This is a genomic window from Bordetella genomosp. 10, from assembly GCF_002261225.1.
Lineage (GTDB): Bacteria > Pseudomonadota > Gammaproteobacteria > Burkholderiales > Burkholderiaceae_B > Bordetella_C.
In genome coordinates this window covers 2,482,079-2,508,163 of record NZ_NEVM01000005.1, presented here as the reverse complement: position 1 = coordinate 2,508,163, position 26,085 = coordinate 2,482,079, and the positions used below count along the sequence as shown (strand labels likewise).

At 67.0% G+C, this 26,085-nt stretch carries 22 protein-coding genes; 16 read left to right on the top strand and 6 right to left on the bottom strand.

What is annotated here, in order from left to right; genetic code table 11:
• Positions 1 to 13: 13 nt before the first annotated feature.
• Positions 14 to 2,953: a ribonucleoside-diphosphate reductase subunit alpha gene (locus CAL29_RS27350; protein WP_094856037.1), complete on the bottom strand. Its 2,940-nt coding sequence runs from the start codon at positions 2,951 to 2,953 to the stop codon at positions 14 to 16.
• A 532-nt stretch (positions 2,954 to 3,485) separates the two neighbouring features.
• Here CAL29_RS27350 and CAL29_RS27345 point away from each other — a divergent pair.
• The gene (locus tag CAL29_RS27345; RefSeq protein WP_373559819.1) at positions 3,486 to 4,019 is read left to right on the top strand and encodes a hypothetical protein; all 534 of its coding nucleotides are present in this window, start codon (positions 3,486 to 3,488) and stop codon (positions 4,017 to 4,019) included.
• 35 nt (positions 4,020 to 4,054) lie between these two features.
• Here CAL29_RS27345 and gltX read toward each other — a convergent pair whose 3' ends face one another.
• A complete protein-coding gene (gene gltX, locus CAL29_RS27340; protein WP_094856036.1) occupies positions 4,055 to 5,473 on the bottom strand; it encodes a glutamate--tRNA ligase in 1,419 nt (472 codons plus the stop codon).
• 57 nt (positions 5,474 to 5,530) lie between these two features.
• Here gltX and CAL29_RS27335 point away from each other — a divergent pair, with 57 nt between their 5' ends.
• The gene (locus CAL29_RS27335; protein WP_094856035.1) at positions 5,531 to 7,972 is read left to right on the top strand and encodes a bifunctional acetate--CoA ligase family protein/GNAT family N-acetyltransferase; all 2,442 of its coding nucleotides are present in this window, start codon (positions 5,531 to 5,533) and stop codon (positions 7,970 to 7,972) included.
• 12 nt (positions 7,973 to 7,984) lie between these two features.
• On the opposite strand, the gene CAL29_RS27330 is transcribed toward CAL29_RS27335, so the two are convergent.
• Positions 7,985 to 8,674 (bottom strand): alpha/beta hydrolase, encoded by a 690-nt coding sequence (locus CAL29_RS27330; protein ID WP_094856034.1) that lies wholly within the window; start codon positions 8,672 to 8,674, stop codon positions 7,985 to 7,987.
• A gap of 61 nt (positions 8,675 to 8,735) precedes the next feature.
• A complete protein-coding gene (gene yjgA, locus CAL29_RS27325; protein WP_094856033.1) occupies positions 8,736 to 9,278 on the bottom strand; it encodes a ribosome biogenesis factor YjgA in 543 nt (180 codons plus the stop codon).
• Positions 9,279 to 9,393: 115 nt separating this feature from the next.
• Between yjgA and pmbA the strand changes: the two genes are divergently transcribed.
• From pmbA to CAL29_RS27295, 6 genes are all read left to right on the top strand, one after another.
• Complete coding sequence (pmbA, locus tag CAL29_RS27320; protein WP_094856032.1) at positions 9,394 to 10,758, top strand: metalloprotease PmbA; 1,365 nt, start codon at positions 9,394 to 9,396, stop codon at positions 10,756 to 10,758.
• A gap of 221 nt (positions 10,759 to 10,979) precedes the next feature.
• Positions 10,980 to 12,134: an ABC transporter substrate-binding protein gene (locus CAL29_RS27315; protein ID WP_094856031.1), complete on the top strand. Its 1,155-nt coding sequence runs from the start codon at positions 10,980 to 10,982 to the stop codon at positions 12,132 to 12,134.
• Between the two features lie 99 nt (positions 12,135 to 12,233).
• Positions 12,234 to 13,115: a branched-chain amino acid ABC transporter permease gene (locus CAL29_RS27310; protein ID WP_094856030.1), complete on the top strand. Its 882-nt coding sequence runs from the start codon at positions 12,234 to 12,236 to the stop codon at positions 13,113 to 13,115.
• 2 nt (positions 13,116 to 13,117) lie between these two features.
• On the top strand, positions 13,118 to 13,984 hold the full coding sequence (locus tag CAL29_RS27305) for a branched-chain amino acid ABC transporter permease (protein WP_094856029.1): 867 nt from the start codon (positions 13,118 to 13,120) through the stop codon (positions 13,982 to 13,984).
• Positions 13,977 to 14,765, top strand: a complete 789-nt coding sequence (locus CAL29_RS27300) for an ABC transporter ATP-binding protein (protein WP_094856028.1) — start codon at positions 13,977 to 13,979, stop codon at positions 14,763 to 14,765. Before CAL29_RS27305 ends, CAL29_RS27300 begins: the two co-directional genes overlap by 8 nt.
• Before the next feature lie 51 nt (positions 14,766 to 14,816).
• Positions 14,817 to 15,527, top strand: a complete 711-nt coding sequence (locus CAL29_RS27295; protein ID WP_094856027.1) for an ABC transporter ATP-binding protein — start codon at positions 14,817 to 14,819, stop codon at positions 15,525 to 15,527.
• A gap of 86 nt (positions 15,528 to 15,613) precedes the next feature.
• On the opposite strand, the gene CAL29_RS27290 is transcribed toward CAL29_RS27295, so the two are convergent.
• Complete coding sequence (locus CAL29_RS27290) at positions 15,614 to 16,597, bottom strand: asparaginase (RefSeq protein ID WP_094856026.1); 984 nt, start codon at positions 16,595 to 16,597, stop codon at positions 15,614 to 15,616.
• A gap of 157 nt (positions 16,598 to 16,754) precedes the next feature.
• On the opposite strand from CAL29_RS27290, the gene CAL29_RS27285 reads away from it, so the two are divergent.
• The 8 genes from CAL29_RS27285 to erpA all read left to right on the top strand — a co-directional run bounded on the left by CAL29_RS27285 (position 16,755) and on the right by erpA (position 24,784).
• Positions 16,755 to 17,513 (top strand): FadR/GntR family transcriptional regulator, encoded by a 759-nt coding sequence (locus CAL29_RS27285; protein WP_256977768.1) that lies wholly within the window; start codon positions 16,755 to 16,757, stop codon positions 17,511 to 17,513.
• Positions 17,514 to 17,671: 158 nt separating this feature from the next.
• Complete coding sequence (locus CAL29_RS27280) at positions 17,672 to 19,297, top strand: ABC transporter substrate-binding protein (RefSeq protein ID WP_094856024.1); 1,626 nt, start codon at positions 17,672 to 17,674, stop codon at positions 19,295 to 19,297.
• A gap of 264 nt (positions 19,298 to 19,561) precedes the next feature.
• The gene (locus tag CAL29_RS27275) at positions 19,562 to 21,196 is read left to right on the top strand and encodes a GMC family oxidoreductase (RefSeq protein WP_094856023.1); all 1,635 of its coding nucleotides are present in this window, start codon (positions 19,562 to 19,564) and stop codon (positions 21,194 to 21,196) included.
• A 99-nt stretch (positions 21,197 to 21,295) separates the two neighbouring features.
• Positions 21,296 to 22,324 carry an alpha/beta fold hydrolase gene (locus tag CAL29_RS27270; RefSeq protein WP_094856022.1) on the top strand — a complete coding sequence of 343 codons (1,029 nt, stop codon included), beginning with the start codon at positions 21,296 to 21,298 and terminating at the stop codon, positions 22,322 to 22,324.
• Positions 22,325 to 22,551: 227 nt separating this feature from the next.
• Positions 22,552 to 22,980: a 50S ribosomal protein L13 gene (rplM, locus tag CAL29_RS27265; RefSeq protein WP_094856021.1), complete on the top strand. Its 429-nt coding sequence runs from the start codon at positions 22,552 to 22,554 to the stop codon at positions 22,978 to 22,980.
• Between the two features lie 9 nt (positions 22,981 to 22,989).
• Positions 22,990 to 23,382: a 30S ribosomal protein S9 gene (rpsI, locus tag CAL29_RS27260; protein WP_088598928.1), complete on the top strand. Its 393-nt coding sequence runs from the start codon at positions 22,990 to 22,992 to the stop codon at positions 23,380 to 23,382.
• A 65-nt stretch (positions 23,383 to 23,447) separates the two neighbouring features.
• The gene (locus CAL29_RS27255; protein ID WP_094856020.1) at positions 23,448 to 24,278 is read left to right on the top strand and encodes a DUF6776 family protein; all 831 of its coding nucleotides are present in this window, start codon (positions 23,448 to 23,450) and stop codon (positions 24,276 to 24,278) included.
• Between the two features lie 131 nt (positions 24,279 to 24,409).
• The gene (erpA, locus tag CAL29_RS27250) at positions 24,410 to 24,784 is read left to right on the top strand and encodes an iron-sulfur cluster insertion protein ErpA (protein ID WP_094856019.1); all 375 of its coding nucleotides are present in this window, start codon (positions 24,410 to 24,412) and stop codon (positions 24,782 to 24,784) included.
• A 167-nt stretch (positions 24,785 to 24,951) separates the two neighbouring features.
• Here the strand turns inward: erpA and CAL29_RS27245 are convergent, their stop codons facing one another.
• Complete coding sequence (locus tag CAL29_RS27245; RefSeq protein ID WP_094856018.1) at positions 24,952 to 26,064, bottom strand: anhydro-N-acetylmuramic acid kinase; 1,113 nt, start codon at positions 26,062 to 26,064, stop codon at positions 24,952 to 24,954.
• Between the last annotated feature and the right edge of the window lie 21 nt (positions 26,065 to 26,085).

Below are 26,085 nucleotides of genomic sequence, written 5' to 3'. Positions count from 1 at the left end.
TCTCCGGGGGCAATTACTGGCAGGCTTCGCACTCTTCGAAACCGGGATCGCCCGGTCGCATGGTGCAAACCGCCCCGACGACTTCGGGTTCCGGCAAGTTCTGTGCCGGAGCCGCTGCCGTGCTGGAGGCAGCAGCCGGATTGCCATTGGAAACGGCGTTCAGTTCGCCGCCCCGGCCCGTGGATTTTTCCGCACTGGTGGCGCCCAGCGTGCGCAGGTAGTACGTCGTCTTCAGACCACGCTGCCATGCAAGCTTGTAGGTGTCGTCGAGTTTCTTGCCCGATGCGCCAGCCATGTAAATATTGAGAGATTGCGATTGGTCGATCCATTTCTGCCGGCGCGACGCCGCTTCGACCAGCCAGCTAGGTTCGACTTCGAACGCGGTGGCGTAGACCTTGCGGAGTTCGGCGGGCACGCGATCGATGCGGGACAGGCTGCCGTCGAAATACTTGAGGTCGGCGACCATCACTTCGTCCCAGAGACCGAGTTTCTTCAAGTCGCGTACCAGGTAATCGTTGACGACCGTGAACTCGCCGGACAGATTCGATTTAACGTATAGATTCTGGTAAGTCGGTTCGATGCAGGCGGATACGCCAATAATATTGGAAATCGTCGCCGTTGGGGCGATTGCCACGCAATTGGAGTTGCGCATGCCGTGTTCTTTGATGCGCGCGCGCAACGCATCCCAATCGAGCGCGCTCGACGCATCGACATCGACATAGCCGCCGCGCGCTTCGCGCAGCAGCGCGAGCGTGTCTTGCGGCAGGATGCCGCGGTCCCACAGCGAGCCTTCATACGTTTGATAGCGGCCGCGTTCCTGCGCCAGCGCGCTCGACGCCGAGTAGGCGTAATAGCACACCGCTTCCATCGAACGGTCGGCGAACTCGACCGCATCCTGCGACGCGTACGGCACGCGCATCATGTGCAGGCAATCCTGGAAGCCCATGATGCCCAGGCCGACCGGGCGATGGCGCTCGTTGGAGTCCTTCGCCTTCTTCACCGCGTAGTAGTTGATGTCGATGACGTTGTCCAGCATGCGCATGGCGATGCCGATGGTGCGCTCGAGCTTTTCCAGATCCAGCTCGTAGCCGCCCTTGGCCGCCGGCTTCATGTGCGCGACCAGGTTCACCGAACCCAGGTTGCAGACGGCGATTTCCGACTCGTTGGTGTTCAGCGTGATCTCGGTGCAGAGGTTGGAGCTGTGCACCACGCCGACGTGCTGCTGCGGCGAGCGGATGTTGCAAGGATCCTTGAACGTGATCCACGGATGGCCGGTTTCGAACAGCATCGACAGCATCTTGCGCCACAGCGTGAGCGCCGGCATCTTCTTGAACAGCTTCAGGTCGCCGCTGGCCGCGCGGGCTTCGTAGCCGAGGTAGGCCTTCTCGAATTCCTGGCCGTACTTGTCGTGCAGGTCCGGGCAATCGGACGGCGAGAACAGCGTCCACTCGCCGTTTTCGATGACGCGCTTCATGAACAGGTCGGGAATCCAGTTCGCCGTGTTCATGTCGTGCGTGCGGCGGCGTTCGTCGCCGGTGTTCTTGCGCAGTTCCAGGAATTCTTCGATGTCCAGGTGCCACGTTTCCAGGTAGGTGCAGACCGCGCCCTTGCGCTTGCCGCCCTGGTTTACCGCCACGGCGGTGTCGTTGACCACCTTCAGGAAGGGCACGACGCCCTGGCTTTCGCCGTTGGTGCCCTTGATGTGGCTGCGCAGCGCGCGCACCGGGGTCCAGTCGTTGCCCAGGCCGCCGGCGTACTTGGCCAGCAGCGCGTTTTCCTTGATGGCGTCGTAGATGCCTTCCAGGTCGTCGGAGACCGTGGTCAGGTAGCACGACGACAGTTGCGAGTGCAGGGTGCCCGAGTTGAACAGCGTCGGCGTGGAGCTCATGAAGTCGAACGACGACAGGATCTCGTAGAACTCGATGGCGCGGGCTTCGCGGTCCACGCCCGGCTTGGTCTCGCCCAGCGCCAGGCCCATGGCGACGCGCATGAAGAAGACCTGCGGCAGCTCGATGCGGCGGCCGCGGATGTGCAGGAAGTAGCGGTCGTACAGCGTCTGCAGGCCCAGGTAGCTGAACTGCAGGTCGCGCTTGGCGTTCAAGGCCTTGCCCAGGCGCGGCAGGTCGAATTGCGCCAGCTTGGGATCGAGCAACTGGCCTTCGATGCCGCGCGCGATGAAGGCGGGGAAGTATTCGGCGTAGCGGACGGCCATGCTGTCCTGCGACGCTTCCTCGCCCAGCACTTCCTTGCGGATCGTGTGCAGCAGCAGGCGGGCGGTGACCTGGCTGTAGGCCGGGTCCTTCTCGACCAGCGCGCGCGCCGACAGGATGGCGGACTTGTAGACCTCGTCGACCGGGATGCCGTCGTACAGGTTCTTGACCGTTTCCTTCAGGATGGAGCCGGCGTCGATGTAGTCGGTCAGGCCTTCGCCGGCCGCGTCGATGGTGGCGCGCAGGGCGACCAGGTCGAGCGGGCGCTTGACGCCGTTCTCGGTCACGTTCAGCGTGGTTTCCGGGACGGCGGTTTCGGCGGTCTTGGTTTTCTGATCGGCGGCGGCGCGCTCCTGGGCGCGCTTTTCGCGGTAGAGGACGTAGGCGCGGGCGACGTCATGCTCGCCCGAGCGCATCAGCGCCAGTTCGGCGTGGTCCTGGATGTCCTCGATATGGAAGGTGCCGCCGTTGGGGCGGCTGCGCACCAGCGCGTGCACGACCTGGCTGGTCAGCGTCTCGACGATCTGGCGCACGCGCGCCGAGGCGGCGCCCTGGCCGCCGTTGACGGCCAGGAAGGCCTTGGTCAGCGCGATGGCGATCTTGCCAGGTTCGAATCCGACCACCGCGCCATTGCGGCGGATGACCTGATAGCCGGCCCATTGCGCATTGGCGGCGGCGTTTTCGGTTTCAGAGGGCGGCACGGCGGTGGAGGGCCGGGTCACAGAGGCGATCGAAGTCTGCATGGAAGCTCCTGTGCGAAGAAAAAGACGCGAGAAAAGGTCGCGTCTGTGTGTATATGTTTGCTTTGGCGGTGGGAAGGACGGTCGCGGATGCGCGGCAATAGTAAAAGGACGGAACGAAATCCGACCGCATCTGACCACAAGATATAGTGTTCTACCCCGCTCCCAGGCACTAATTCTAGTGATGGAACGGGTCGGCTACAAGCCCGGCCACATAACAGTTCGGCCTTTAGTTGTTACAAGAGTTAAGCGGGAGGCCCAGCGCATGGCGGGGAGGGCCGACAGCATGCCCGTCAGCCGGCGCTGATGAGCGAAGTGGCCGCTTCGTTCACCCGGATGCATATATATGACTGCCGCGATGGGGGGAACCGGCATGCCTTACTGCTGAGCAACTGTTGCGCAATTGCACAGCCGCGGCATGCCGGCACCATGCCGAGATTGATTCTTGCGAGCGGGCTATTCAGAATGAAGTCTCCTGTCGCATTGCCCTTTTTTCCGGCTTTTCCGGGGGTTTTTGCGAAGTTTCGAGGTTTTCATGAGCAGTCGAGTCGTGTTTTCCGGTGGCCGCGCCATCGGATTCCTGTGCAGCGGCATGGTCGCCGCGACCTTGGTTCTGACCGGTTGCGCCGTCAAGAAACCGCAGCCGGTGGCCGCCGCCCCGCAAGCGCCGGCGGCGCCCAAGCCGGTCGCCTGCACGCCGGTCGCCGCCGATTCGCCATTGGTCGGCACCTGGTATTCCGTGTCGACGCCGCATGGCGTGGCCGGCAACCTGCAGACCCTGACGGTGCTGTCGCCCGACGGGCGTATGACCTACCAGACGCAGTTGAAGATCGGCAAGCGGGTCCGGCCGGCGCTGAGCGAATCCGGTTGCTGGACCTATGCCGATGGCGTCTACACCATGCAGACCACCGCCTCCTACGGCGATCCGGTCGACGTCAGCGACCCCATCTACCGCAACCGCTACCAGGTCGAGAAGATAGACGGCAAGCACGCGCGCATGCGCGAGCTCAAGCCGAACGGGCAACTGATCACGGCCACCCGCATGGCGTCCAACTACCGCCTGCCCTGATCCGCCGCCCGTCCTGATCGCGCCGCCACGCGCCGTCAGTCCTGCAGTTGCCCCAGGCGCGCCAGCACCACGTCCCTGCCCAGCAAGGCCAGCACGGCATCGATGGCCGGCGTTTGCTGCTGGCCGGTCACGGCCACGCGCAGGGGGATGCCCAACTGCGGCATCTTCAGGCCGCGCTCGGCCAGCACCGCCTTGATGGCGGCCGACAGCGCCTCGCGCGTCCACTCGCCGGCCGCCGCGCGCAGGGCGAAATCGGCCAGCGCCACGCGCGCCGTTTCGGTCAGGTGCTGGGCCGCCAGGTCGGCGGGAATGCCGGGGAAGTCCCCGCAGAACAGCATGGCGCCGTCGGCCAGTTGTTCCAGGGTCTCGGCGCGGTCCTTCAGCAAGTGCATGACGGCGGGCAGGTCGACGGCGTCGGTCTTGCCGCCGCGCTTGTGGATGCGCGGCGCCACGCGGGCGGCCAGTTCGCCGTCGGCCATCTGGCGGATGTAGTGGGCGTTGACCCAGTTCAGCTTCTTCGGATCCCACTGCGAGGCCGATTTCGACAGGTGGCGCGTGTCGAACCATTCCACCAGTTGGTCGCGGGTGAACAGCTCGTCGTCGCCATGGCTCCAGCCCAGGCGCGCCAGGTAATTCACCATGGCCTCCGGCAGGTAGCCTTCGTTGTCGTACTCCATGACGTTGACGGCGCCGTGGCGCTTGGACAGTTTCTCGCCGTCCGGGCCGAGAATCATGGGCACGTGGCCGTACTCGGGCAGTTGCGCGCCGAGGGCGCGCAGGATGTTGATCTGGCGCGGCGTGTTGTTGACGTGGTCGTCGCCCCGCAAGACATGGGTGATGCCCATGTCCCAGTCGTCGACCACCACGCAGAAGTTATAGGTGGGCGTGCCATCCGGGCGGGCGATGATGAGGTCGTCCAGTTCGCCGTTGTCGAAGCTGATCGGGCCCTTGACCATGTCGTTCCAGCTCGTCGCGCCCGTCTGCGGATTGCGGAAGCGCACCACCGGCTGGACGCCGGCGGGCGCCGGCGGCAGGGTCTTGCCGGGCTCGGGCCGCCAGGTGCCGTCGTAGCGGGGCTTCAGGCCGGCCGCGCGGGCTTTCTCGCGCATGGCCTCTACTTCCTGCGGCGAGCAGTAGCAATGGTAGGCGGTGCCGGCTTCCAGCATCTGCGCCACCACTTCGCGGTAGCGGTCCATCCGCTGCATCTGGTAGAACGGACCTTCGTCGGGCTGCATGCCCAGCCAGTCCATGCTGTCGAGGATCGCCTGCACGGCCTCGGGGGTGGAGCGCTCGACGTCCGTGTCCTCGATGCGCAGCACGAAGGTGCCCTTGTGGTGGCGGGCGAAGGCCCAGGAAAACAGCGCGGTGCGCGCGCCGCCCAGGTGAAGGAAGCCGGTGGGCGACGGGGCGAAGCGGGTGCGGATGGGGGCAGGGGTAGGCGTGGTCTGGGTCATGAAAAAAGGCCGGTCATATTGCGTTCTGGACGCATTTTAGAATAGCGTACGTAATCCATGCTTCGACACCCGCTCGCCTCCCTTTTCGGACCCCGTTCCCTGATCGTCGTCGCGGACCGGCCGCTGCCTGGCGTGGCGACCCTGCCGGCCGCGCTGGCGGCGCGCACCACGCGCGTCGACGTCGCCCGCGACGAGGCCCCGGAGATTCCCGCCCAGTTGACCGGCCTGGCCGACCACGAAAGGCCGGACCTGGGGCTGGTCTGCGTGTCGCCCGCCATGTTCGCGGAGACCTTGCGCCGGCTGGCGCCGCGCGCGCCGCGCGCCCTCATCGTGCTGCCGCACGAGGAGCCCGATCCCTATCCGCGCGGCACCATGGCGCTCTGCCAGGCCTGGGCCCGGGAGAACCATTGCCAGTTGCTGGGGCCGCGCGCCTTCGGCGTGCAGCGGCCGCCCGCCGGCTACAACTTCAGCCAGCACCCGACGCTGGCGCGCAGCGGCCGGGTGGCGCTGGTGGCGCAATCGCGCTCCATCATCGCCGCCGTCATGGATTGGGCCGAGGACGTGCACATCGGCTTTTCCACCGCCATCGCGCTGGGCGACGAGGCCATCGTCAGGCTCGGGCCGGTGCTGGACTACCTGGCGACCGATCCGCGCACCGACAGCATCGCGCTGTACCTGGAGGACGTCGGGCCGGCGCGCGAATTCATCAGCGCCTTGCGCGCGGCCGCCTCGGTCAAGCCGGTGGTGGTGCTCAAGGCCGGCCGCGGGCAGGACGACGACGCCGTGTTCGACGCCGTGCTGCGCCGGGCCGGCGCGGTGCGCGTGCGCTATTTCGTGCAGTTGTTCTCCGCGGTCAAGGTGCTGGGATACACGCGGCGTCCGCGCGGCCGCCGCGTCGCGCTGCTGTCCAACGGCAGCGGGCCGCCGCAACTGGCGCTGGACCTGCTCGGCCCCGACGCGGCGGTGGAGCGCGCCGACCTGACGCCGGCCAGCCGCCAGGCGCTGGAAGCGCTGCTGGAGCCGGGCGCGGCGGTGGCCAATCCGGTGATCACCTACGCGCCGTTGACGCCGGACAGGATCCAGGGCGTGCTGGACATCCTCAACGACGACTCCCAGGTGGACGGCGTGCTGGTGCTGCTGGCGCCCGACGCGCTGGCGGACATGCGGGCGGTCGCCGAGCGGCTGGCGCAGGTGGCGCCGCGCGCGCGCAAGCCCATCGTGTCTTGCTTCATGGGCGACGCCGGCATGCGTCCCTTGCGCCGTATGCTGGACGACGCCGGCACCTCGGCCTTCCGCACGCCCGAGTCGGCGGCCGACGCCTTCGGCGTGCTGTCGTCCCACTTCTATAACCAGCAACTGCTGCTGCAGACGCAGACGGCCTTGCCGCATGCCGTGCACAGCGGCGACGGCGCCGCCCACGCCATCGTCTCGGCCGCGCGCGCGGCCGGCCGGCTGACCCTGGAGCCGGCCGAGGCGCGCGACCTGCTGGCGGCTTTCCAGGTGCCGGTGCACGACACCATGCCCGCCGGCCTCTACGAACCGTTGTCGCGGCCGCTGGCGATACGGGTCCAGCGCGACGCGCATTTCGGGCCGGTCATCCGCTTCGGCGCGGGCGGCCCCGACGCCGTGCTGAGTCTGGTGGATCGCGGCATGGACCTGCCGCCGCTCAACGGTTTCCTGGCGCGCCAATTGATAGAACGCAGCCGGATCTGGCGCAAGGTGCTGGCGTCCCGGCTGGGGACCGCCGCCTTCGAGGCCTTGCAGCAGGCGCTGGTGCAGGTGTCGGAGCTGATCACCGAACTGCCCGACGTCGCCTCGCTGGACATCGATCCGCTGTACGCGGGCGAAACGCGCCTGTACGCGCGCTCGCTGCGCGTGACGCTGACGGCGGAGGCGGCGCACGACAGCCAGCGGCTGGGCGGCTATCCGCACATGGCCATCCATCCGTATCCGTCGCGGCTGGTGCAGCACCGGGCGTTCGCCGACGGCACGCCCTGGGTCATCCGGCCCATCCGTCCAGAGGACGGGGAGGCCTTGCAGGACTTCATCCGCCATCTGTCGGAGCGCTCGCGCTACATGCGTTTCGTGTCCATGATGCGCGAGCTGACGCCGCGCATGCTGGCGCGCTATACCCAGGTCGACTACGACCGCGAGGTGGCGCTGGTGGCGACCACCGAGGTGCCGAATCCCGCCCACCGCGGGCATCCGCACGAGGTGATCATCGGCTTGGCCCACTACCTGCGCAATCCGGACGGGCGCGGCGCGGAATACGCGCTGGTCCTGGGCGACGACTGGCAGGGGCGGGGCCTGGGCGGGCAACTGATGCAGGCGCTCATCGAGGCAGCGCGCGAGCAGCGCCTGGAATACATCGACGGCCTGGTGCTGGCGACCAACCGGCCGATGCTGACGCTGATGCAGCGCCTGGGCTTCACCAACGACCCGTCGCCGGACGACGACCCGACCATGCGCCGGGTCTGGCTGCGGCTCGACGGCGGCTGAGGGGCCGGGGGCCTAGGCGCCGGCCAGGATTTCCCGCAGGAAGGCGGAGATGTCCGCCACTTCCTCCGCGCAGACCGAATGCGGCATGGGATAGTCGTGCCAGCGCACGTCGTAGCCGAGCGATTTCAGCAGGTCGCGCGAGGCCGTGGCGCGACCCAGTTCCACCACCGGGTCGTAGGTGCCGTGCGCCATGAAGATGGGCGTGTCCTGGTTGGCGCCGTGGCGTTCGGCCGCGGCCAGGTCCGACAGGGGCAGGTAGCCGGACAGCGCCATCATGCCGGCCAGCTTTTCCGGCAGGCGCAGGCCGGTGTGCAGCGTCATGGCGCAGCCTTGCGAAAAGCCGGCCAGCACGATGCGCGAGGTCGGGATGCCGCGCGCGTTTTCCCGGGCGATGAGGGCGCGGATGGCCGCCTCGGAACGCCGGATGCCGGGCCCGTCCTCGCGCCGCACCAGGTCGCGGTTGAAAATGTCGTACCAGGCGGGCATCGCCATGCCGCCATTGATGGTCACCGGCTGCACCGGGGCATTGGGAAAGACGAAGCGCACCGCCGGCGTGGCCGGCAGGCGCAGTTCGGGCACGATGGGCACGAAGTCGTTGCCGTCCGCGCCCAGGCCGTGCATCCAGATGACGGCGTGGGTGGGTTGCGGGCCGGTCTGGAGTTCGATGCAGTCGAGCAGGTCGGGCGTCGTGTCTGAGGTCATGGCGGGGCCGGATTCGAAAGGGGGGAGAGGGGCCGGCGGCGGGCATGCCGCGCCCGGCGGGTCATTCCAGGTTTTTCAGCGCCTGGAAGAGCGCGCGGTAGTGCTTGCGCTTGGGCTCCTGGCCCTGTTGCAGCTCGGCATTGGCGCGGGCTTCCTTGCGCGCTTCGCGTATCAGGGTGCGCAGTTGCTGCACGTCGGCGCCGGGATGGAGGTTCAGCAGCTCGGTGAGCGCCGTGTCGTCCTCGATCAGGCGGTCGCGCAGCTTCTCCAGGCGGTGCATGGCGGCGGTTTCCTCGCGCGAGCCGTTGCGCCAGACGTCCAGTTGCCGCCGGATTTCCTCGGCGGGCGCGTCGCGCATGAGCTTGCCGACGAAGTGGGTCTGGCGGCGCAGGCCTTCGCGGCTGGTGGTGCGCTGCGCTTCGCGGATGGCGTCGTGCAGGCGCTCCGCCAGGGGCAACTGGCGCAGCCGTTCCGGCGAAAGCGCGATCAGCTCCTTGCCCAGGTCGGTGAGGGCCAGCATCTCCCGCTTGACCTGGGACTTGCTGGGGCGGTCGTAGCCGCCGTCGTCATCGTCGGTGGCGGGGGAGTCGGGCTGGTCGTACATAAAAATGAGCGGCTAATTAATAAGTAGATAAGGGGAGGGCGAAGGCGCGATGGCCAAAACGTGCTGCGCGGTGGCGGACCTGGGTATCATACCCGTCTCTCTGAAGCGAGCTTTCATGGTCAATTCCTCTTCCTCCCTGCCCATTGCCGAAAACCACGCGCGATTCAGCGAACTGGTCGAAAGCGCCCTGGCGCATGCCCGCAAAATCGGCGCCAGCGACGCCGCCGCCGAAGTTTCCGAAAGCCTGGGACTGTCGGTGTCGGTGCGCAAGAACGATATCGAGACGGTCGAGCAGACGCGCGACCGGTCCCTGGACGTCACCGTCTACGCCGGCCAGCGGCGCGGTTCGGCCTCGACCTCGGATTTCTCGCCGACCGCGCTGCGCGAAACCGTGGAGGCCGCCTGGCACATCGCCAGCGCGACCGCCGAAGACCCCGCCGCCGGCCTGCCCGACGCGGAAAACCTGGCGCGCGACTACCCGGACCTGCGCCTGCACTACCCCTGGGCCATCGACACGGAAGGCGCCGCCGAGCTGGCCTTGCGCGCCGAACGCGCGGCGCGCGCGGTCGATCCGCGCATCACCAACACCGAAGGGGCCTCGCTCGGCACCTACGAAGGCCAGTTCGTGATGGGCAACACGCGCGGGTTCCTGGGCGGCTATCCCTATTCCCGGCACAGCCTGTCGGTGGCGCCCATCGCCGGGCGCGGCAGCAATATGCAGCGCGATTTCTGGTATTCCAGCGAGCGCGACGCCAGCAAGCTGGCAAATCCCGAGGCGGTCGGCCGCTACGCTGCCGAGCGGGCGCTGTCGCGGCTGTCGGCGCGGCGCATTCCCACCGGCAAGTTCCCGGTGCTGTTCGAGGCGCCCCTGGCGCTGGGCCTGCTCGGCGCGTTGACGCAGGCGACCAACGGCGGCGCGCTCTACCGCAAGGCCTCCTTCCTGCTCGACAGCCTGGGCAAGCCGGTGCTGGCCGATCACCTGGACGTGACCGAGGATCCGCACATTCCCGGCGCCATGGGCAGTTCGCCCTTCGACGACGAGGGCGTGGTCACGCGCGCCCGCGACGTGGTGCGCGGCGGCGTGCTGCAAGGGTATTTCCTCTCGACCTACACCGCGCGCAAGCTGGGCATGCCCGTCACCGGCAACGCCGGCGGCTCGCACAACCTGACGTTGGCCTCGCGCAACACCCAGCCGGGGGACGACCTGCCGGCCATGCTGCGCAAGATGGGCACCGGGCTGCTGGTCACGGAGTTGATCGGGCAGGGCGTCAATTACGTGACGGGCGATTATTCGCGCGGGGCGTTCGGCTACTGGGTCAAGGACGGCGTCATCCAGCACGCGGTGCAGGAAGTGACCATCGCCGGCAATCTGGCCGATATGTTCCGCCAGATCGTCGCCGTGGGCGCGGACGAGATCGTGCGCGGGACGAAGCGGACGGGCTCCATCCTCATCGAACAGATGGCCATCGCGGGCGGGTAGGAGACGCTCTCCTCAGGGTTTCAAGCTGCTACAAATCGAGTAATAATGGCGGGCTTGTCCGCCCGCCCCGCTGCTTGAAGGGGCGGATGCGGCTGATATAAATCCGCGATTTGCACCGTTTCCCGGTGAAACGCGGCGAGTGCCGTCGATAGTCTTATACGTCCAGCAAGGGCGCGAGACCCTGGCTTCTACCCAATACGAGCGTGAGAGAGGGTGTTCCCATGAATTTCACTTATAAAAAGCTGCTGGCCGCCGTCGCGATGGCCGGCGCCTTCCCCGCCGCCCACGCGGCCGACATCAAGCTGGGCATGGCCGAGGCCCTGTCCGGCGGCGCCGCCCAGTACGGCGTGGCCATCCGCAACGGTTTCCAGTTGGCGGCCGATGAAATCAATGCCGCCGGCGGCATCGACGGCAACAAGCTGGCGCTGGTGATCGAAGACGAACAGGGCAAGAAAGAAGAAGCCATCAACGTCTTCAAGAAGCTGATTTTCCAGGACAAGGTCCTGATGATCTTCGGCCCGACGCTGTCGAATTCGGCCCAGGCCGCCGATCCCATCGCCCAGGCCGGCAAGACCGTGGCCTTCGGCACGTCCAACACCGCCGACGGCATCACCTCGATCGGCAACTACGTCTTCCGCAACTCGGTGACCGAGGCCGACGTGCTGCCCGCCACCCTGAAGATGGCCATGGACAAGGCCGGCGTGAAGAAGGTCGCGGTGCTGTACGGCAACGACGACGTCTTCACCAAGAGCGGCTACGACAATTTCAAGAAGGCCCTGGAAGACCTGAAGATCCCGGTCACCACCACGGAAACCTTCGCCAAGGGCGACGTCGACTTCAAGGCCCAACTGACCAAGATCAAGGGCACCAACCCCGACGCCGTGGTGCTGTCCGCGCTGCTGGCCGAAGGCGGCCCCATTATGGTGCAGGCGCGCCAGATCGGCCTGAACGTGCCGTTCATTGGCGGCAACGGCATGAATTCGGTTAAGATCTTCGAGCTGGCGCCCGGCGCGGCCTCCAACGACCTGTGGGTCGGCAGCCCCTGGTCGATCGAAAATCCGGCCCCTGAAAATACCAAGTTCATCGGTGCCTACAAGGCCAAGTACAACATGGCCCCCGATCAATTCGCGGCCCAGGCGTACGACGCCATGCACATCGTTGCCGCGGCCCTGAAGAAGACCAAGCTGACGGGTGACCTCGCCGCCGACCGTGCCGCCCTGCGCGATGCCCTGCCTGCCGTGAGCTGGACCGGCGCCACCGGCCCCTTCAAGTTCCGCCAGGCCAAGGACCGCGCCGGCAGGCCCGCCGGCTATGACGCCGAGCAAGCGCCCATCGTCAGCGTGACGAAGGACGGCAAGTACCTCATCGTGAAGTAAACCAAGCAAGGCGAGCGCGGCCGACGCCGTGTTCGACGCCTTGCGGGCCGCGGCCATCGCCGCTGTCCGCAAGGCGTTTTTCGATTCGGAACCCCTGGAATGTTGGAACAACAATTCGTCAATGCCCTGTCCCTGGGCTGTGTGTACGCCTTGTTCGCGCTGGGCTTCACGCTGGTCTTCGGCGTGCTGGGCATTATCAATCTGGCCCATGGCGCGGTATTCATGGTGGGCGCATACGTGGCGCTGTCCTTCATTACCAAACTGGGCGTTCCGCTGTGGGTCGCCGTCATCGGGGCCTTCGTGGCCTCCGGGGCGGTCGGCGCCCTGATCGACTGGCTGGTGCTCAAGCCGCTGCGCAAGCGCAACGCGCCCCACCTGATCCCGATGATCGCCACCATCGGCGTGGGCATCATCCTGAACAACGGCATGCAGGGCGTCTACGGCGCCAGCAACCAGCGCTTTCCGGCGGGCATCGTGCCCGAGCAGACGCTGGTCATCGCCGGCATGCACGTGACGGTCATCGAGCTGGCCATCATCTTCCTGTCCTTCGCCTTGATGGCGGTGCTGATGCTGGTCATGCACCGCACGCAGTTCGGCCGCGCCTTGCGCGCCATCGCCGAATCGCCCAAGGCCGCCTGGCTGCTGGGCATCAACGTCGAGCAACTGTTCCTGGTGACCTCCTTCATGGCGGGCGCGCTGGGCGGCGTGGCGGGCCTGCTGATCGGCTTGTATTCGAACGCCGTCTTCCCGCTGATGGGCCAGCCCATGCTGCACAAGGGCATCGCCGTCATCATCCTGGGCGGCATGGGCGACATCCGCGGCGCCATGCTCGGCGGCCTGTTCCTGGGCTTCGCCGAAGTGCTGTCGGTCGCGTACATCGGATCGACGATGCGCGACGCGGTGGCTTTCGGCCTGCTCTTCCTGATCCTGCTGGTGCGCCCCCAGGGCCTGTTCGGCAAAGTGGTGCAACGCAAGGCTTGAGCATGAGCGGACTCGAAAATTTCTGGAATATCTACGGCAACCTGGTCCTGTCGCTGGGGACCAATGCCTTGCTGGCGCTGTCCATCTGGCTGACCCTGGCCTGCGGCATGCTGGCCATGGCGAACGCCGCCTTCATGGGCATCGGCGCCTATGCCGCGGCGCTGCTGACGATGAACTACGACATGCCTTTCTCGGTGGCGCTGGCCGGCGGCATGGCCGCGCCGGCGGTGGTGGCGGCGCTGATCGGCCTGCCCACCATCCGCTTGTCCGGGGTCTACCTCGCCATGGCGACGCTGGGTTTCGGCGAAGTGGTGCGGGTGGCCATCCTCAACACGGAATCGGTGACCGGCGGCGCGCTGGGCCTGAACGGCATCCCGCAACTGACGCAGTGGTGGCACGTGGCCGCCGCCGTGGCCATCGTGCTGCTGGCGCTGTGGCGCATGCGCGCCTCCAAGATCGGGCGCGCCTTCGACGCCATCCGCAGCGACGAGACCGCCGCCGGCCTGATGGGGATCGACGTGCGCGCCAACAAGATGGCGGCCTTCATCCTGGGCGCGGCCGTCGCCGGCCTGGCCGGTGCGCTCAATGCTCACCTGACGTTTTTCATCGGCCCGCAGGAATTCGGTTTCGACCGTGGCGTGGAAATCCTGACCATGACCATCCTGGGGGGCATCAACAGCCTGATCGGACCGCTGCTGGGCAGCGCCATCATCACCGTGCTGCCGGAAGCGCTGCGCGGTCTGGGCGACTTCCGCCTGGTCGCCAACGGGGTCATCCTGGTGCTCATCGTTCTGTTCCTGCCGCAAGGCATCTGGGATCCGGCGCGTTTCGCGCGCTGGACGCGCAAGGGAGGCAAGCGCCATGCTTGAGCTCTCGAACATCTCCATGCGTTTCGGCGGCCTGCACGTGCTGCACGACGTCAATCTCAAGGTGCCGCAGGGCGCCATCTTCGGCCTGATCGGCCCCAACGGCGCCGGCAAGACCACGGTCTTCAACATCATCACCGGCCTGCTGCGCCCGAGCGGCGGCAACGTCAGCTTCGACGGCAAGAGCCTGGTCGGCGTCAAGCCGCACCTCATCACCCGCGCCGGCGTGGCGCGCACCTTCCAGAACATCCGCCTGTTCAAGGAGATGACGCTGCTGGAAAACGTGGTGGTGGGCGCCTACCGGCACATGCACTACGGCATCGGCGGCCTGCTGTTCAGCCTGCCCAATTTCCGCAAGCACGAAGCGCGGGCGCGCGAGCGCGCGCTGGAACTGCTGAGTTGGATGAAGCTGGACCACAAGGCCAACGACCTGGCCGACAACCTGTCCTACGGCGAACAGCGCCGCCTGGAGCTGGCCCGCGCGCTGGCGACCGAGCCGCGCCTGCTGCTGCTGGACGAACCGGTGGCGGGCATGAACACCGGCGAGCGCGCCGAACTGATGCGCGAGATCGAGGCCATCCGCGGCCGCGGGTACACCATCCTGATGATCGAGCACGACATGCATTTCGTGATGGGGCTGTGCGAAACCATCGCCGTGCTGAACTTCGGCAAGATCATCGCCAGCGGCGAGCCGGAATCGATCCGCAACAACGAACAGGTCATCGAGGCCTACCTGGGCCGCGACGACGAGGAAGACGAGCAAGCGGCGGAGGTGCGCGCATGAGCCTATCGGGTCGACCCCCGCGCGAATCTGCGGCGACAGGAGGGTAGTGCAATGACCGCCATGCTGGAAATACGTGGCCTGGAAATCAATTACGGCCACATCGAGGCGGTGCGCGGCGTCGACATGTCCCTGGAAGCCGGGCAGATCACCGCCCTGGTGGGCGCCAACGGCGCCGGCAAGTCGACCACGCTGCTGGCCTTGTCGGGGCTGCTGCCCAAGGCCAAGGGCGCGGTGCTGTTCGAGGGCGAGGACATCACGCGCCTGGCGCCGCACCAGATTGTGGCGCGCGGCATCGTGCAGGTGCCGGAAGGGCGCGCCATTCTCACCACCATGACGGTGCGCGAGAACCTGGAGCTAGGCGCCTATCGCCGCGGCCGCGCCAACGTCGCCGGCGATCTCGAATACGTCTTCAACCTGTTTCCGCGCCTGAAGGAACGCCTGCAAGGCGTGGCCGGCAACCTCTCCGGCGGCGAGCAGCAGATGCTGGCCATCGGCCGGGCGCTGATGGCCAAGCCGCGGCTGTTGCTGCTGGACGAGCCGTCGATGGGCCTGGCGCCCATCGTGGTGCAGGAAATCTTCCGCGCCGTGCGCGCCATCAACGCCGACGGCCTGACCCTGTTCCTGGTGGAGCAGAACGTGCGCCAGGCCCTGAAGATCGCCCAGAAGGGCTACGTGCTGGAGAACGGCGCGCTGGCGCTGTCGGGCAGCGGACGGGAACTGCTGGGCCACCCGCGGGTGCTGGAAGCCTACCTGGGCGGCTAGGGCCCGGGGCCGTGTCGTGGATGCCCGGCGCGGATGCCCGGGCGCGGGGGCCGGGCTGTCCGACGTTGGCGTTCGGCGTTCGGCGTTCAGGCCAGCGGGGCCGTGAAGCAGGCTTCGATCCGCGCCCGGTCCATGCCTTGCCGCAGGCACAGCGCCAGCAGGATCCTGGACTTCTGCGGATTGTGGAAGCCCGCCGGGATCAGCAGGTCCTTGCCTTCGTTCCACAGGAAGCCGGCGCCGCAGACGGAAGACTTCACCACGGGGATGCCGCGTTCGACGCAGGCATTGGCGCGATCGACCATCGCGGTGGACATGGTGCCGTTGCCGGTGGCGGCGATGACCAGGCCCCGGGCGCCCTGCGACAGGAAATAGTCCAGCACGCCGGGATCGTCGTTCAGGTGGGTATGCACCACCGCCACCCGCGGCAGCGCCTGCGCGCCGGCGAGGTCGAAGCAAGGGGGCAGCAGCGGTTGCGCCGGCTGGGCATAGAACAGCGGCCGCACTCCCATCATCACGCCGAGGAAACCGGCGTCGCGCGCCTGGAAGGTGTCCACCGCCTGGGTATTCGTCTTCGAAATATGAATGGCCGAACCGATGCGGTCGTTGGCGCAGACCAGCACGCCGCGTCCGCGCGCCTTGGGCGAGGCGGCCAGCGCCAGGGCCTGCACGAGGTTCAGCGGACCGTCCGCGCTGATGGCGGAATCCGGCCGCATGGCCCCGACCAGCACCACCGGTTTCTCGCCGTGCACGGTGAATTGCAGGAAAGCGGCGGTTTCCTCCAGCGTCGCCGTGCCATGCGTGATCACCATGCCGGCGATGTCGTCCTGCGCCAGTTGCCGGCTGACGAGGGCATGCAGCTCCAGCAGGTCGGCGTCCGTGATGTCGGCGCTGACGACGTTGCGGAACTGCTCCGGCACCGGGGTGCAGATATCGAGCGCCTCGGGAATCCGGGCCAGCAGTTCGGCGCCGGTGAGGACGCCGGAGCGGTAGGAGGTGGTGTCGAGACTGGAGTCGGAACGGCCGGCGATGGTGCCGCCCGTGAAGACGACCGCGACTTTAGGCTTGTGCATGATTTCCCTTGGATGTTTTCCGGTGCGATCGATTTTGATCCTGCCGGTTTCGGTCTTGCCGGTTTCGATGTTGTCGGTGCGAGGGTTAATCCCAGCATCCCGATGATGGCCGGGCCACTAAAATTGGTCCAGCCACTTGACCATGATAAGCCGGATTTTGGAAAACCTGGATCTCAGTCCCGTTAGCGTACAGCGTCTCTACCGAACCATCGCGGATCGCATCATCCAGTCCATCCGCGCCGGGCGGTACGACGCGGGCGATCGCCTGCCCACCGAACGTGAGTTGGCCGAGCGCCTGCAGGTCAGCCGCACCACGGTGCGCGAAGCGCTGATCGCGCTGGAAGTGGAAGGCTACGTCGAGGTTCGCGTGGGCAGCGGGGTCTATGTCCGGCAACGCCAGGGCACGTCCTTGCCGCCGGTCAGCGCCTTGCGGCGCCGCGCCGAGGACGTCGATATCCAGGCCTCCGGCGAGAACCCCGTGTGGGGCAACGTCGGCGCCTTCGAACTGCTGCACGTCAATCTGCTCGTCGAGCCCGAGGCGGCGGCGCTGGCCGCGGCCAACGCCACCGACGAGCAGTTGAAGGCCATCTGCGAGGCGAACGCGCTGATGGAGAATTCCAAGACGCCGCGCCTGCACAACCGGCTTTTCCACATCGCCATCGGCGAGGCCACCGGCAACCTGGCCATGGCGCTGACGGTGCGCCACCTGTGGGACATCCACGACGAAAGCGTGATGTTCAACAAGCTCGAACAGCTCATCGTCGGCCGCGAGGCCTGGGAGAAAGCCGAGCACGAACACGACTCCATCGTCGAGGCCCTGTGCCGACGCGATGCCGAGGGCGCGCGGGCGGCGATGCGCGCGCATTTCATGGGTACGCGCAGCCGCTTGCGCCAGGATTTTTCATTGGCGACCTGACCTTCCGGATGCCGGACTCGCCGATCGGGACACCGCGCAGACGGTCCGCCCGGCGCCGCCGTCCAGGCGCTGGCATCCAGCGAGGGTCGCGCCGCGAATGAGAGGGCGCCGTCGAGGACGGCAACTTTTTGCAGTGCCAACTCCAAGGGGAATTTTCGATGAAATTGGTCCAGCCACTGTGCCACCGGGGCACTAAACCAACTCTGCCCATCCTGCGGCGGGTGCTGGCGAAAGCCGCCCTGCTGACCGCCGCCCTGGCCGCCGCCTCCGCGATGTCCATGGCCCACGCCCAGACCGCCGGCGGCACGCTGTACGCCATCGTGCAGCCGGAACCGCCCGTCCTGGTCCTCGGGCTCAACCAGCAATCGCCCACCCAGTACGTCGGCAGCAAGATCTACGAAGGCCTCCTGACCTACAGCGACAAGCTGCAGCCGCAGCCGGGCCTGGCCAAGTCCTGGGACGTTTCCGCGGACGGCCTGACCTATACCTTCCACCTGCAGACCGGCGTCACCTGGCATGACGGCCAGCCCTTCACCGCGGACGACGTCGTCTTCACCGCCGACAAGTTCCTGCGCAAGGTGCACCCGCGCGTGCGGCCCATCCTGGACCGCTATGTCGCCTCGATCACCGCGCTGGACCCCGCCACCGTGCAGTTCAAGCTGAAGGAGCGATTCGCGCCCTTCATCTATCTGTTCGGCACCGACAACATCCTGGTGGTGCCCAAACACATCTACGACGGCACCGACTACGCGACCAATCCCGCGAACCAGCATCCCATCGGGACCGGGCCGTTCATGTTCAAGGAATGGAAGCGCGGTTCCGATATCGTGCTGGTGAAGAACCCGCATTACTGGAAACCGGGGCTGCCCTATCTCGACCGCATCGTTTTCCACGTCATTCCCGACTCCGCGTCGCGTTCGGTGGCCTTCGAGAAAGGCGACGTGCAGGTATTGCGCGGCGGCGACATCGACAACGTCGACGTCACCCGCGTGAAGGCGATGCCGGGCGTGTCCAGCACCACCAAGGGCACGGAAATGTATTCGACCATCACCTCGCTGGTGATGAACGAGCGCAAGCCGCCCTTCGACAACGTCAAGGTGCGCCAGGCCGTCATGTACGCGCTGAACCGCCAGTTCATCGTCGATCACATCTTCTTCGGCATCGGCAAGGTGGCGACCAGCCCGGTTTCGTCGACCACGCTTTTCCATGAGCCGAATCTGCCGGTCTACAACTACGACCTCAAGAAGGCGCGCGCGCTGATCAAGGAATCCGGCGTCGACCTGGCTAAATATCCCGTCCGCATTCTCAGCTATCCGTACGGCTCGGCCTGGGATCGCCTGGGCGAATACACCCGCCAGGTGCTGACGCAGCTCGGTTTCAACGTCGACATCGACGCCACCGATGCCGGCGGCTGGGCGCAGCGGGTCGGCAATTTCGACTTCGACCTGACCTTCCACTTCACCGACCAGTTCGGCGATCCGGCCATCGGCGTGTCGCGCCTGTTCATCTCCAGCAACATCGTCAAGGGCTCGCCTTTCGTCAACAACGAGGGCTATCGCAATCCCGAGGTGGACCGCCTGTTCGCCGAGGCGTCGTCGGCGGCCACGCGGGAACAGCGCCAGGCCTTGTACTCGCAGGTGCAGAAGATCCTGGTCGACGACGTCGCCAACGGCTTCCTTTTCGAGAACCAGAATGTGACCTTGTACAAGAACAATGTCCATAACCTGATCACGAACGGCGTGGGCACCAACTCGAATTTCGAGTCCGTCTACCTGGACAAGTAAACCAGCAAGTCCCGCGGCTTTTGCCGTATCGCGAGGCCGCCGGTCGTTGCGCCGGCGGCCTCGCCGCCGCGCTCGCATGGGCGCGCCAACCGGAAGAATCCGTGACACAGCCATATCTTCTCGTCCCGCGCTTGCGCAAGGGGCGGGCGCAATCGGTGCAGGCCATGCCGGGAGGGGCCGGGGAATCCCGGTGTGAAGTCCGGCACGAGGCCTGGAGTAAAGCCTGGAATAAAGCCTGGAATAAGGCTCGGCACAAGGACGGCGATGCCTGCCCAGCCTTCTGAAGAATTCGACTATGTCGTCGTCGGCTCCGGCGCCGCGGGCGCCATCGTCGCGAGCCGGCTCAGCGAGGATCCCGCCGTCACCGTGTGCCTGCTGGAAGCGGGCGGCCGCAACACGTCGCCGTGGCTGCACATTCCGGCGGGCTTCATCAAGGTCGTCAGGAATCCGGCCTGGACCTGGCAATTCTCCGCCGAGCCCGGCGCCTGGACGGCGCAGCGGGCCATCGCCTTGCCCCAGGGACGGACGCTGGGCGGGACGACTTCGATCAACGGCATGATCTACAACCGGGGCCAGGCCGACGATTTCCTGGCGTGGTCATCCCTGGGCGTGCGCGGCTGGTCCTACGAGGATGTGCTGCCCTATTTCAAGCGATCCGAACGCTGGCTGGGCGCCGACGACAGCGCGTTCCACGGGCGCGAGGGCAGCATCGCCGTTTCGCGTTCGCCGTGGCGCTCCGACCTCTGCGACGCCTTCATCGAGGCCGCGGGGGAAGAGGGCATCCCGCGCAACGACGACTACAACGGCGCGACCCAGGCGGGCGCCGGCTACTTCCAGCGCACCATCGACGGACGCTGGCGCTCAGCGGTCGCCACGACCTACCTGAAGCGCGCCCGCGGACGGCCGAACCTGTCCATCCTCACGCGGGCGCATGCCCAGTCCTTGCTGTTCGGCCTGGCGGACCAGCCCAGGCGGGCGACCGGCGTGGCCTATCTGCGCGGCGGCCGCCCCCTCCAGGTGCGCGCTCGCCGTGAAGTGATCGTCAGTTGCGGGGCCTTGAACACGCCGGGCCTGCTGGAGCTGTCCGGCATCGGCGATCCGGCTCGCCTGGCCGCCGCCGGCATCGCCGCGCGCCACGCCTTGCCCGGCGTCGGCGAAAACCTGGCCGACCATTACGGGGTCCGGGTGGTGGCGCGCGTGAAGAACGCCCGCACCATCAATGAAATGGCGCGCGGCGCCGGCCTGTTACGCGAGATCGGGCGCTGGCTGCTCGACCGGCCCAACGTGCTGGCGGTCAGCCCCTCCATCGTGCACTGGTTCGCCATGTCGGCCCACGCCGACGGCAGGCCGGACCTGCAAGGCGTGTTCACGCCGGCCAGCTACAAGGACGGCGCCATCGGCGTGCTGGACGACTTCCCGGGCATGACCGCCGGGGTGTGGCCGCACCGGCCGCGAAGCCGCGGCTCGGTGCACGTGGAATCGCCGGACCCGATGCAAGCGCCGCGCATCCGGCCCAACTACCTGTCGGACGAACTCGACCGCCGGGTGCTGCTCGACGGCATCCGCAAGGCGCGCGCGGTGTTGCGCGCGCCGGCCATGCGCCGGTACTTCGTCGAGGAGACCATGCCGGGCGAGGCCGGCGGCAGCGACGAAGCCCTGCTGGATTTCGCCGCGCGCTACGGCGCATCGGCCCAGCACCTGGTCGGCACCGCGCGGGTCGGCGCGCCGGCCGATGCCGCGGCGGTGGTGGACGAGCGCCTGCGCCTCATCGGGCTGGAGGGCGTGCGCATCGCGGACGCGTCCGTCATTCCCGGGACGCCGTCGGCCAACACCTGCGCCGCCGCGATGATGGTCGGCGAGCGGGCGGCGGATATGATTCGCGAGGATGGACGCCGTTGAGCCGACGGCCATGCGCGCGGATGCGTGCGGACCCCTCCATCTATATATAGACAGAGCCATGAACAGCCCGCCGCCATGCGGGGGCGCGGGAGTCGCAGGATGAGCGAGATCGAGAGAACGGAAGGAAGCTACGAGGCGGGCGACGTGGTGTTGCAGTCCGGCCTGACCTATCGCGGGCTGCGCATCGGCTACGCCACCTACGGCAAGCTCAACGCCCGCCGCGACAATGCGATCCTGTTTCCGACCTCCTATGGCGCGACCCACCTGGAGCAGGAGTTCATGATCCGGCGCGGGGGCGCGCTGGACCCGGAGCGCTATTTCATCGTCATTCCCAATCTGTTCGGCAACGGCATTTCCAGCTCGCCGTCGACCAGCGCATGGCCGCACACCGGGCCGCGGTATCCCCACACGACGCTGTACGACGCCGTCCACGTCCAGCAGCGGATGCTGGCGGAGCTATGGGATATCCAGGAACTGGCCCTGGTCTATGGCTTTTCCATGGGCGCCATGCAGGCCTATCACTGGGCCGCCCTGTTTCCGCAGCGGGTGAAACGCATCGCGGTGGTGTGCGGCGCCGCGCGCTGTTCGGCCTACAACCGCCTCTTCATCGACGCCGCCAGCCTGGCGCTGACCGCGGACGCCGCATGGCAGGACGGGGAGTTTCGCGGCTTTCCCCAGCGCGGCTTTCGCGCGATGGGGCGCGTCTACGCGGCGGCGGGGCTGTCGCAGGACTTCTACCGGGAGGAAGCGTGGCGCCTGCTCGGCGCCAGTTCGCTGGAGGATTACCTGATCCGCTTCTGGGAAGGCCATTTCTCGCGTCGCGATCCGGCCGACCTGCTGGCCCAGTTCTGGTCCTGGCAGCGCGGCGACATCAGCGCCAATGACCGTTACCATGGCGACTTCGAGGCCGCCCTGCGGGCGATCGAGGCGGAGGTCCTGCTGATGCCCTGCGACCACGACATGTATTTCCGCGTGGCCGACAGCGAGATCGAGCTGGCGCATCTGCGCAATGGCCGGCTCAGGCCGATTTCCTCTATTTGGGGACACCGTGCCGGCAATCCCAACGTGCTGCCCGCCGAAAGAGCCTGGATAGAGGCGGAAGTCACGGCCCTGCTCGGCCGGGGATAGGGGCGAAAGGGCTGGGCGAGCGGGGGGCGAAGGGCTTTTTCGCCACGGCGCGCGGGCCCGTCGCCGGCGGAATGTTCAAAAACTGAGCAGTTCCGTGCTAGAATCGCAGACTTCCCTTGTTTTCCGTACTCGCACGGGCGAACCAACAACGCTTAGGCGGGGCGGCGAAAGGGGGGATTCCGGCCGGATTTCTCCGCCGGAAAATCAAAATCTCTCTAGGAACCATCATGAAGACCTTTGTGGCCAAGCCGCATGAAGTCAAGCGTGAATGGTTTGTGATCGACGCGAAGGGCAAGGTCCTCGGTCGTGTGGCCAGCGAAGTCGCACGCCGTCTGCGTGGCAAGCACAAACCCGTTTTCACGCCGCACGTTGACACTGGTGATTACATCATCATCATCAACGCGGCCGATATCGTCGTTACCGGGAACAAGGCGCTGGACAAGAAGTACTACCGCCACTCGACCTACCCGGGCGGTATCACTGAAACCAACTTCGGCAAGATGCAGCAGCGTTTCCCCGGCCGCGCCATTGAAAAGGCGGTCAAGGGCATGCTCCCGAAGGGCCCGCTTGGCTATGCCATGTTCAAGAAGCTGAAGGTGTACGCCGATGACAAGCATCCGCACACCGCCCAGCAACCCAAGCCGCTGGAAATCTAAGGAATCGACATGATCGGTAACTGGAATTACGGAACCGGCCGTCGTAAAACTTCGGTGGCGCGTGTGTTCCTCAAGAAAGGGTCTGGCAAGATCGTCGTCAACGGCAAGCCCGTCGACGAGTTCTTCGCTCGTGAAACCGGCCGCATGGTCGTGCGCCAGCCGCTGGAGCTGACTGGCCATCTGGAGTCCTTCGACATCCGCGTCAACGTGCATGGCGGTGGCGAATCGGGTCAAGCCGGCGCCGTGCGCCACGGCATCACCCGCGCGCTCATCGACTACGATGCCACGCTGAAGCCCGCGCTGTCGCAGGCTGGCCTGGTGACCCGCGATGCCCGTGAAGTCGAACGTAAGAAGGTCGGTCTTCGCAAGGCGCGTCGTCGCAAGCAGTTCAGCAAGCGTTAATGCCCAGCAAAAAGGCCGCGAAAGCGGCCTTTTTGTTTGGTGTCCCGCATTCTGTTGCAAAAGATATGTCTCGATCGGTTTTCTTCCGCATTCTGCTGGTCCTGCTCGTCGGTCTGGTGATCGGCGGGGAAGCGGCGTACCTGGCGTTGAGGCAGCCCGACTCCGACGCGCCGTCGCCGGAAGCGCTGCACGCCTTGCAGGCGCAACTGGGCCAGCGCACCGCCGACCTGGAGTTCGTGCGCCGGCAACTGGACATGGCGGAAGGGGAGCTGGCGGTCGAGCGCTCGGCGGGCGAGGCCCTGGCGGCGCAGGTCGACAGCCAGCTCGACCAGTTGGGCACCCTGCGCGACCGCCTGGCGTTCTACGAACAGTTGCTGCCGCCGACGCCCGGCGGCGTGGTCAGCGTGCGGGGGCTGGATATCGAGCAGACGGCCGAAGGGCTGCGTTATCGCGTCCTGCTGATGCGCAGCGTCCGCAACGGCAGCCCGCCCTTCGTCGGCAGCCTGCAATTCGTGGCGGAGGGGGCGCAGGACGGCAAGCCGAAAACCCTGGTGCTCAGCCTGCTGCGTCCGGCAAGTCCGAGTCCCGCGGCGGGGGCGGAGCCGGTGAATTCCGCCGGGGCGGGGGCGACGTCAGCGACGGCGCCAGCCGTGGCGGGCGGGGCGTCCGCGACGCCGGCGGCCAAGGCGGAGGACGGCCCGGCAACGGCGACCCCGGTGGCCGACGACGCCAAGGCCCCCTTGCCGCCGGACACGATTCCCTTCGACTTCGATCAATACCAGCGCGGCCAGGGTTTGCTGGGCCTGCCCAAGGGCTTCGTCCCGGCCTCCATCACCCTCAACGTCCTCGAAGGCGGTGTCGTGCGCGCGACACGCACGGTGAAGGGTCCCTTTTAATGGCTCGCGTCAATAGCCCCGGCGCCGTGTAGGTGTATTGGGCAGGCCCGGGCCGCGCGCAGTATAGTAGAGACAGATGCCGGCGCCACGGCGCCGCTTGAATTCGCCCCTAGAGGGCAGGAGTCCCGATTATGAACGCTGTTGTTACCGAAACCGTAGACCTGCAAGCCCCTCCGCCCACCCCGCTGATCTTCACCGATGCCGCCGCGGCCAAGGTCAAGGATCTGCTTGCCGAAGAGGGCAACCCCGAGCTGAAGCTGCGCGTGTTCGTGCAGGGCGGCGGCTGTTCCGGCTTCCAGTATGGTTTCACGTTCGACGAAACGGTCAACGAAGACGATACCGTGCTGGACAAGGAAGGCGTGCAATTGCTCGTCGATCCGATGAGCTTCCAATACCTCGTCGGCGCGGAAATCGACTACAAGGAAGACCTGGAAGGCGCGCAGTTCGTCATCCGCAATCCGAACGCCACGACCACCTGCGGCTGCGGTTCGTCGTTCTCGGTTTGACGACGTAGACGATGGCGCCGCGGTAGAGACCGGCGCCACTGTTTGCGTGAATAAAGCCAGGCGCTTGCGCCTGGCTTTGTCTTTTCCGATTGTCCGAGTCGCTCGTCTGAGGCAGGCAGAGGGACTCAGGCCAGGGGAGTCGGGCCCGCGCAGCCGGGCCGGCGGGATCAGGCCGGATAAAGCGCGCCCAGCACGCGAGGCCCGCGCGCGCCGGTCACTTCCGGCAGCCCCGCCGGGACGCGGTCCAGGAAGGCCTGCGCCAGCCAGGCGAAGGCCATCGCCTCCACGGCCTGCGCCGGCACTCCTTCGTCGTCGGTTGGACGCACCGGCCGCCGCAGGCAGTCTTGCAGATCCCGCATCAACCCGCTGTTCCTGACCCCGCCGCCGCATACCAGGACTTCCCGCGTGTCGGGCGCGTTGGCCGCGATGGCGTCGGCGACGGTGCGCGCGGTGAATCGCTGCAAGGTGGCCTGGATGTCCTGCGGCTGCAAGGCGCGGCAGTAGCCGGTCCACGCGGCCAGGCGCTGGTCCAGCCAGGCGCGGTTGAACAGGTCGCGTCCCGTCGACTTGGGCGGCGCGAGCTTGAGCCAGGCTTCGCTGGCGAGCAGGTAATTGAGGATGTTGTCGTCGGGCTTGCCGCTGGCCGCGTAGGCGCCGTCGCGGTCGTAGGGCTGGCCGGTATGGCGCTGGCACCAGTCGTCCAGCAGCATATTGGCGGGGCCGGTGTCGAATCCCACGATGGGCCGGCCGGGCGCCAGCAGCGTGACATTGGCGATGCCGCCCAGGTTGAGGACGGCCCGCGGCGCGTCGGCGTTGAACATGGCGGCGTGGAATGCCGGCACCAGCGGCGCGCCCTGGCCGCCCGCCGCCACGTCGCGGCTGCGGAAATCCGCGATCACGTCGATGCCGCAGCGTTCGGCCAGGCGGGCCGGCGCGTTCAATTGCAGGGTATAGCCCTGTTCCGGGCGGTGGCGCACCGTCTGGCCGTGGGCGCCGATAGCGGCGATGTCCGCCGCGGCGACGCCGGCTTGCGCCAGCAGGGCCCGCACGACGTCCGCATAGAGATCGGCCAGGGCCGTCGAGGCCAGCGCCGCGCGTTCGAGTTCGCCGGGGCCGCTGGCGTTCAGCGCGAGCAGTTCCTGGCGCAGGGGCGCCGGCATGGGCAGGTCGGCCTGCGCCAGCAGTTCGGGCCGGGGGCCGCCGAACCGGACCAGCACGCCGTCCACGCCGTCGGTGCTGGTGCCGGACATCAATCCGATCAGCAAACGCGGCGTATTCATGGTCCGGCTCCTGGTGGGCTT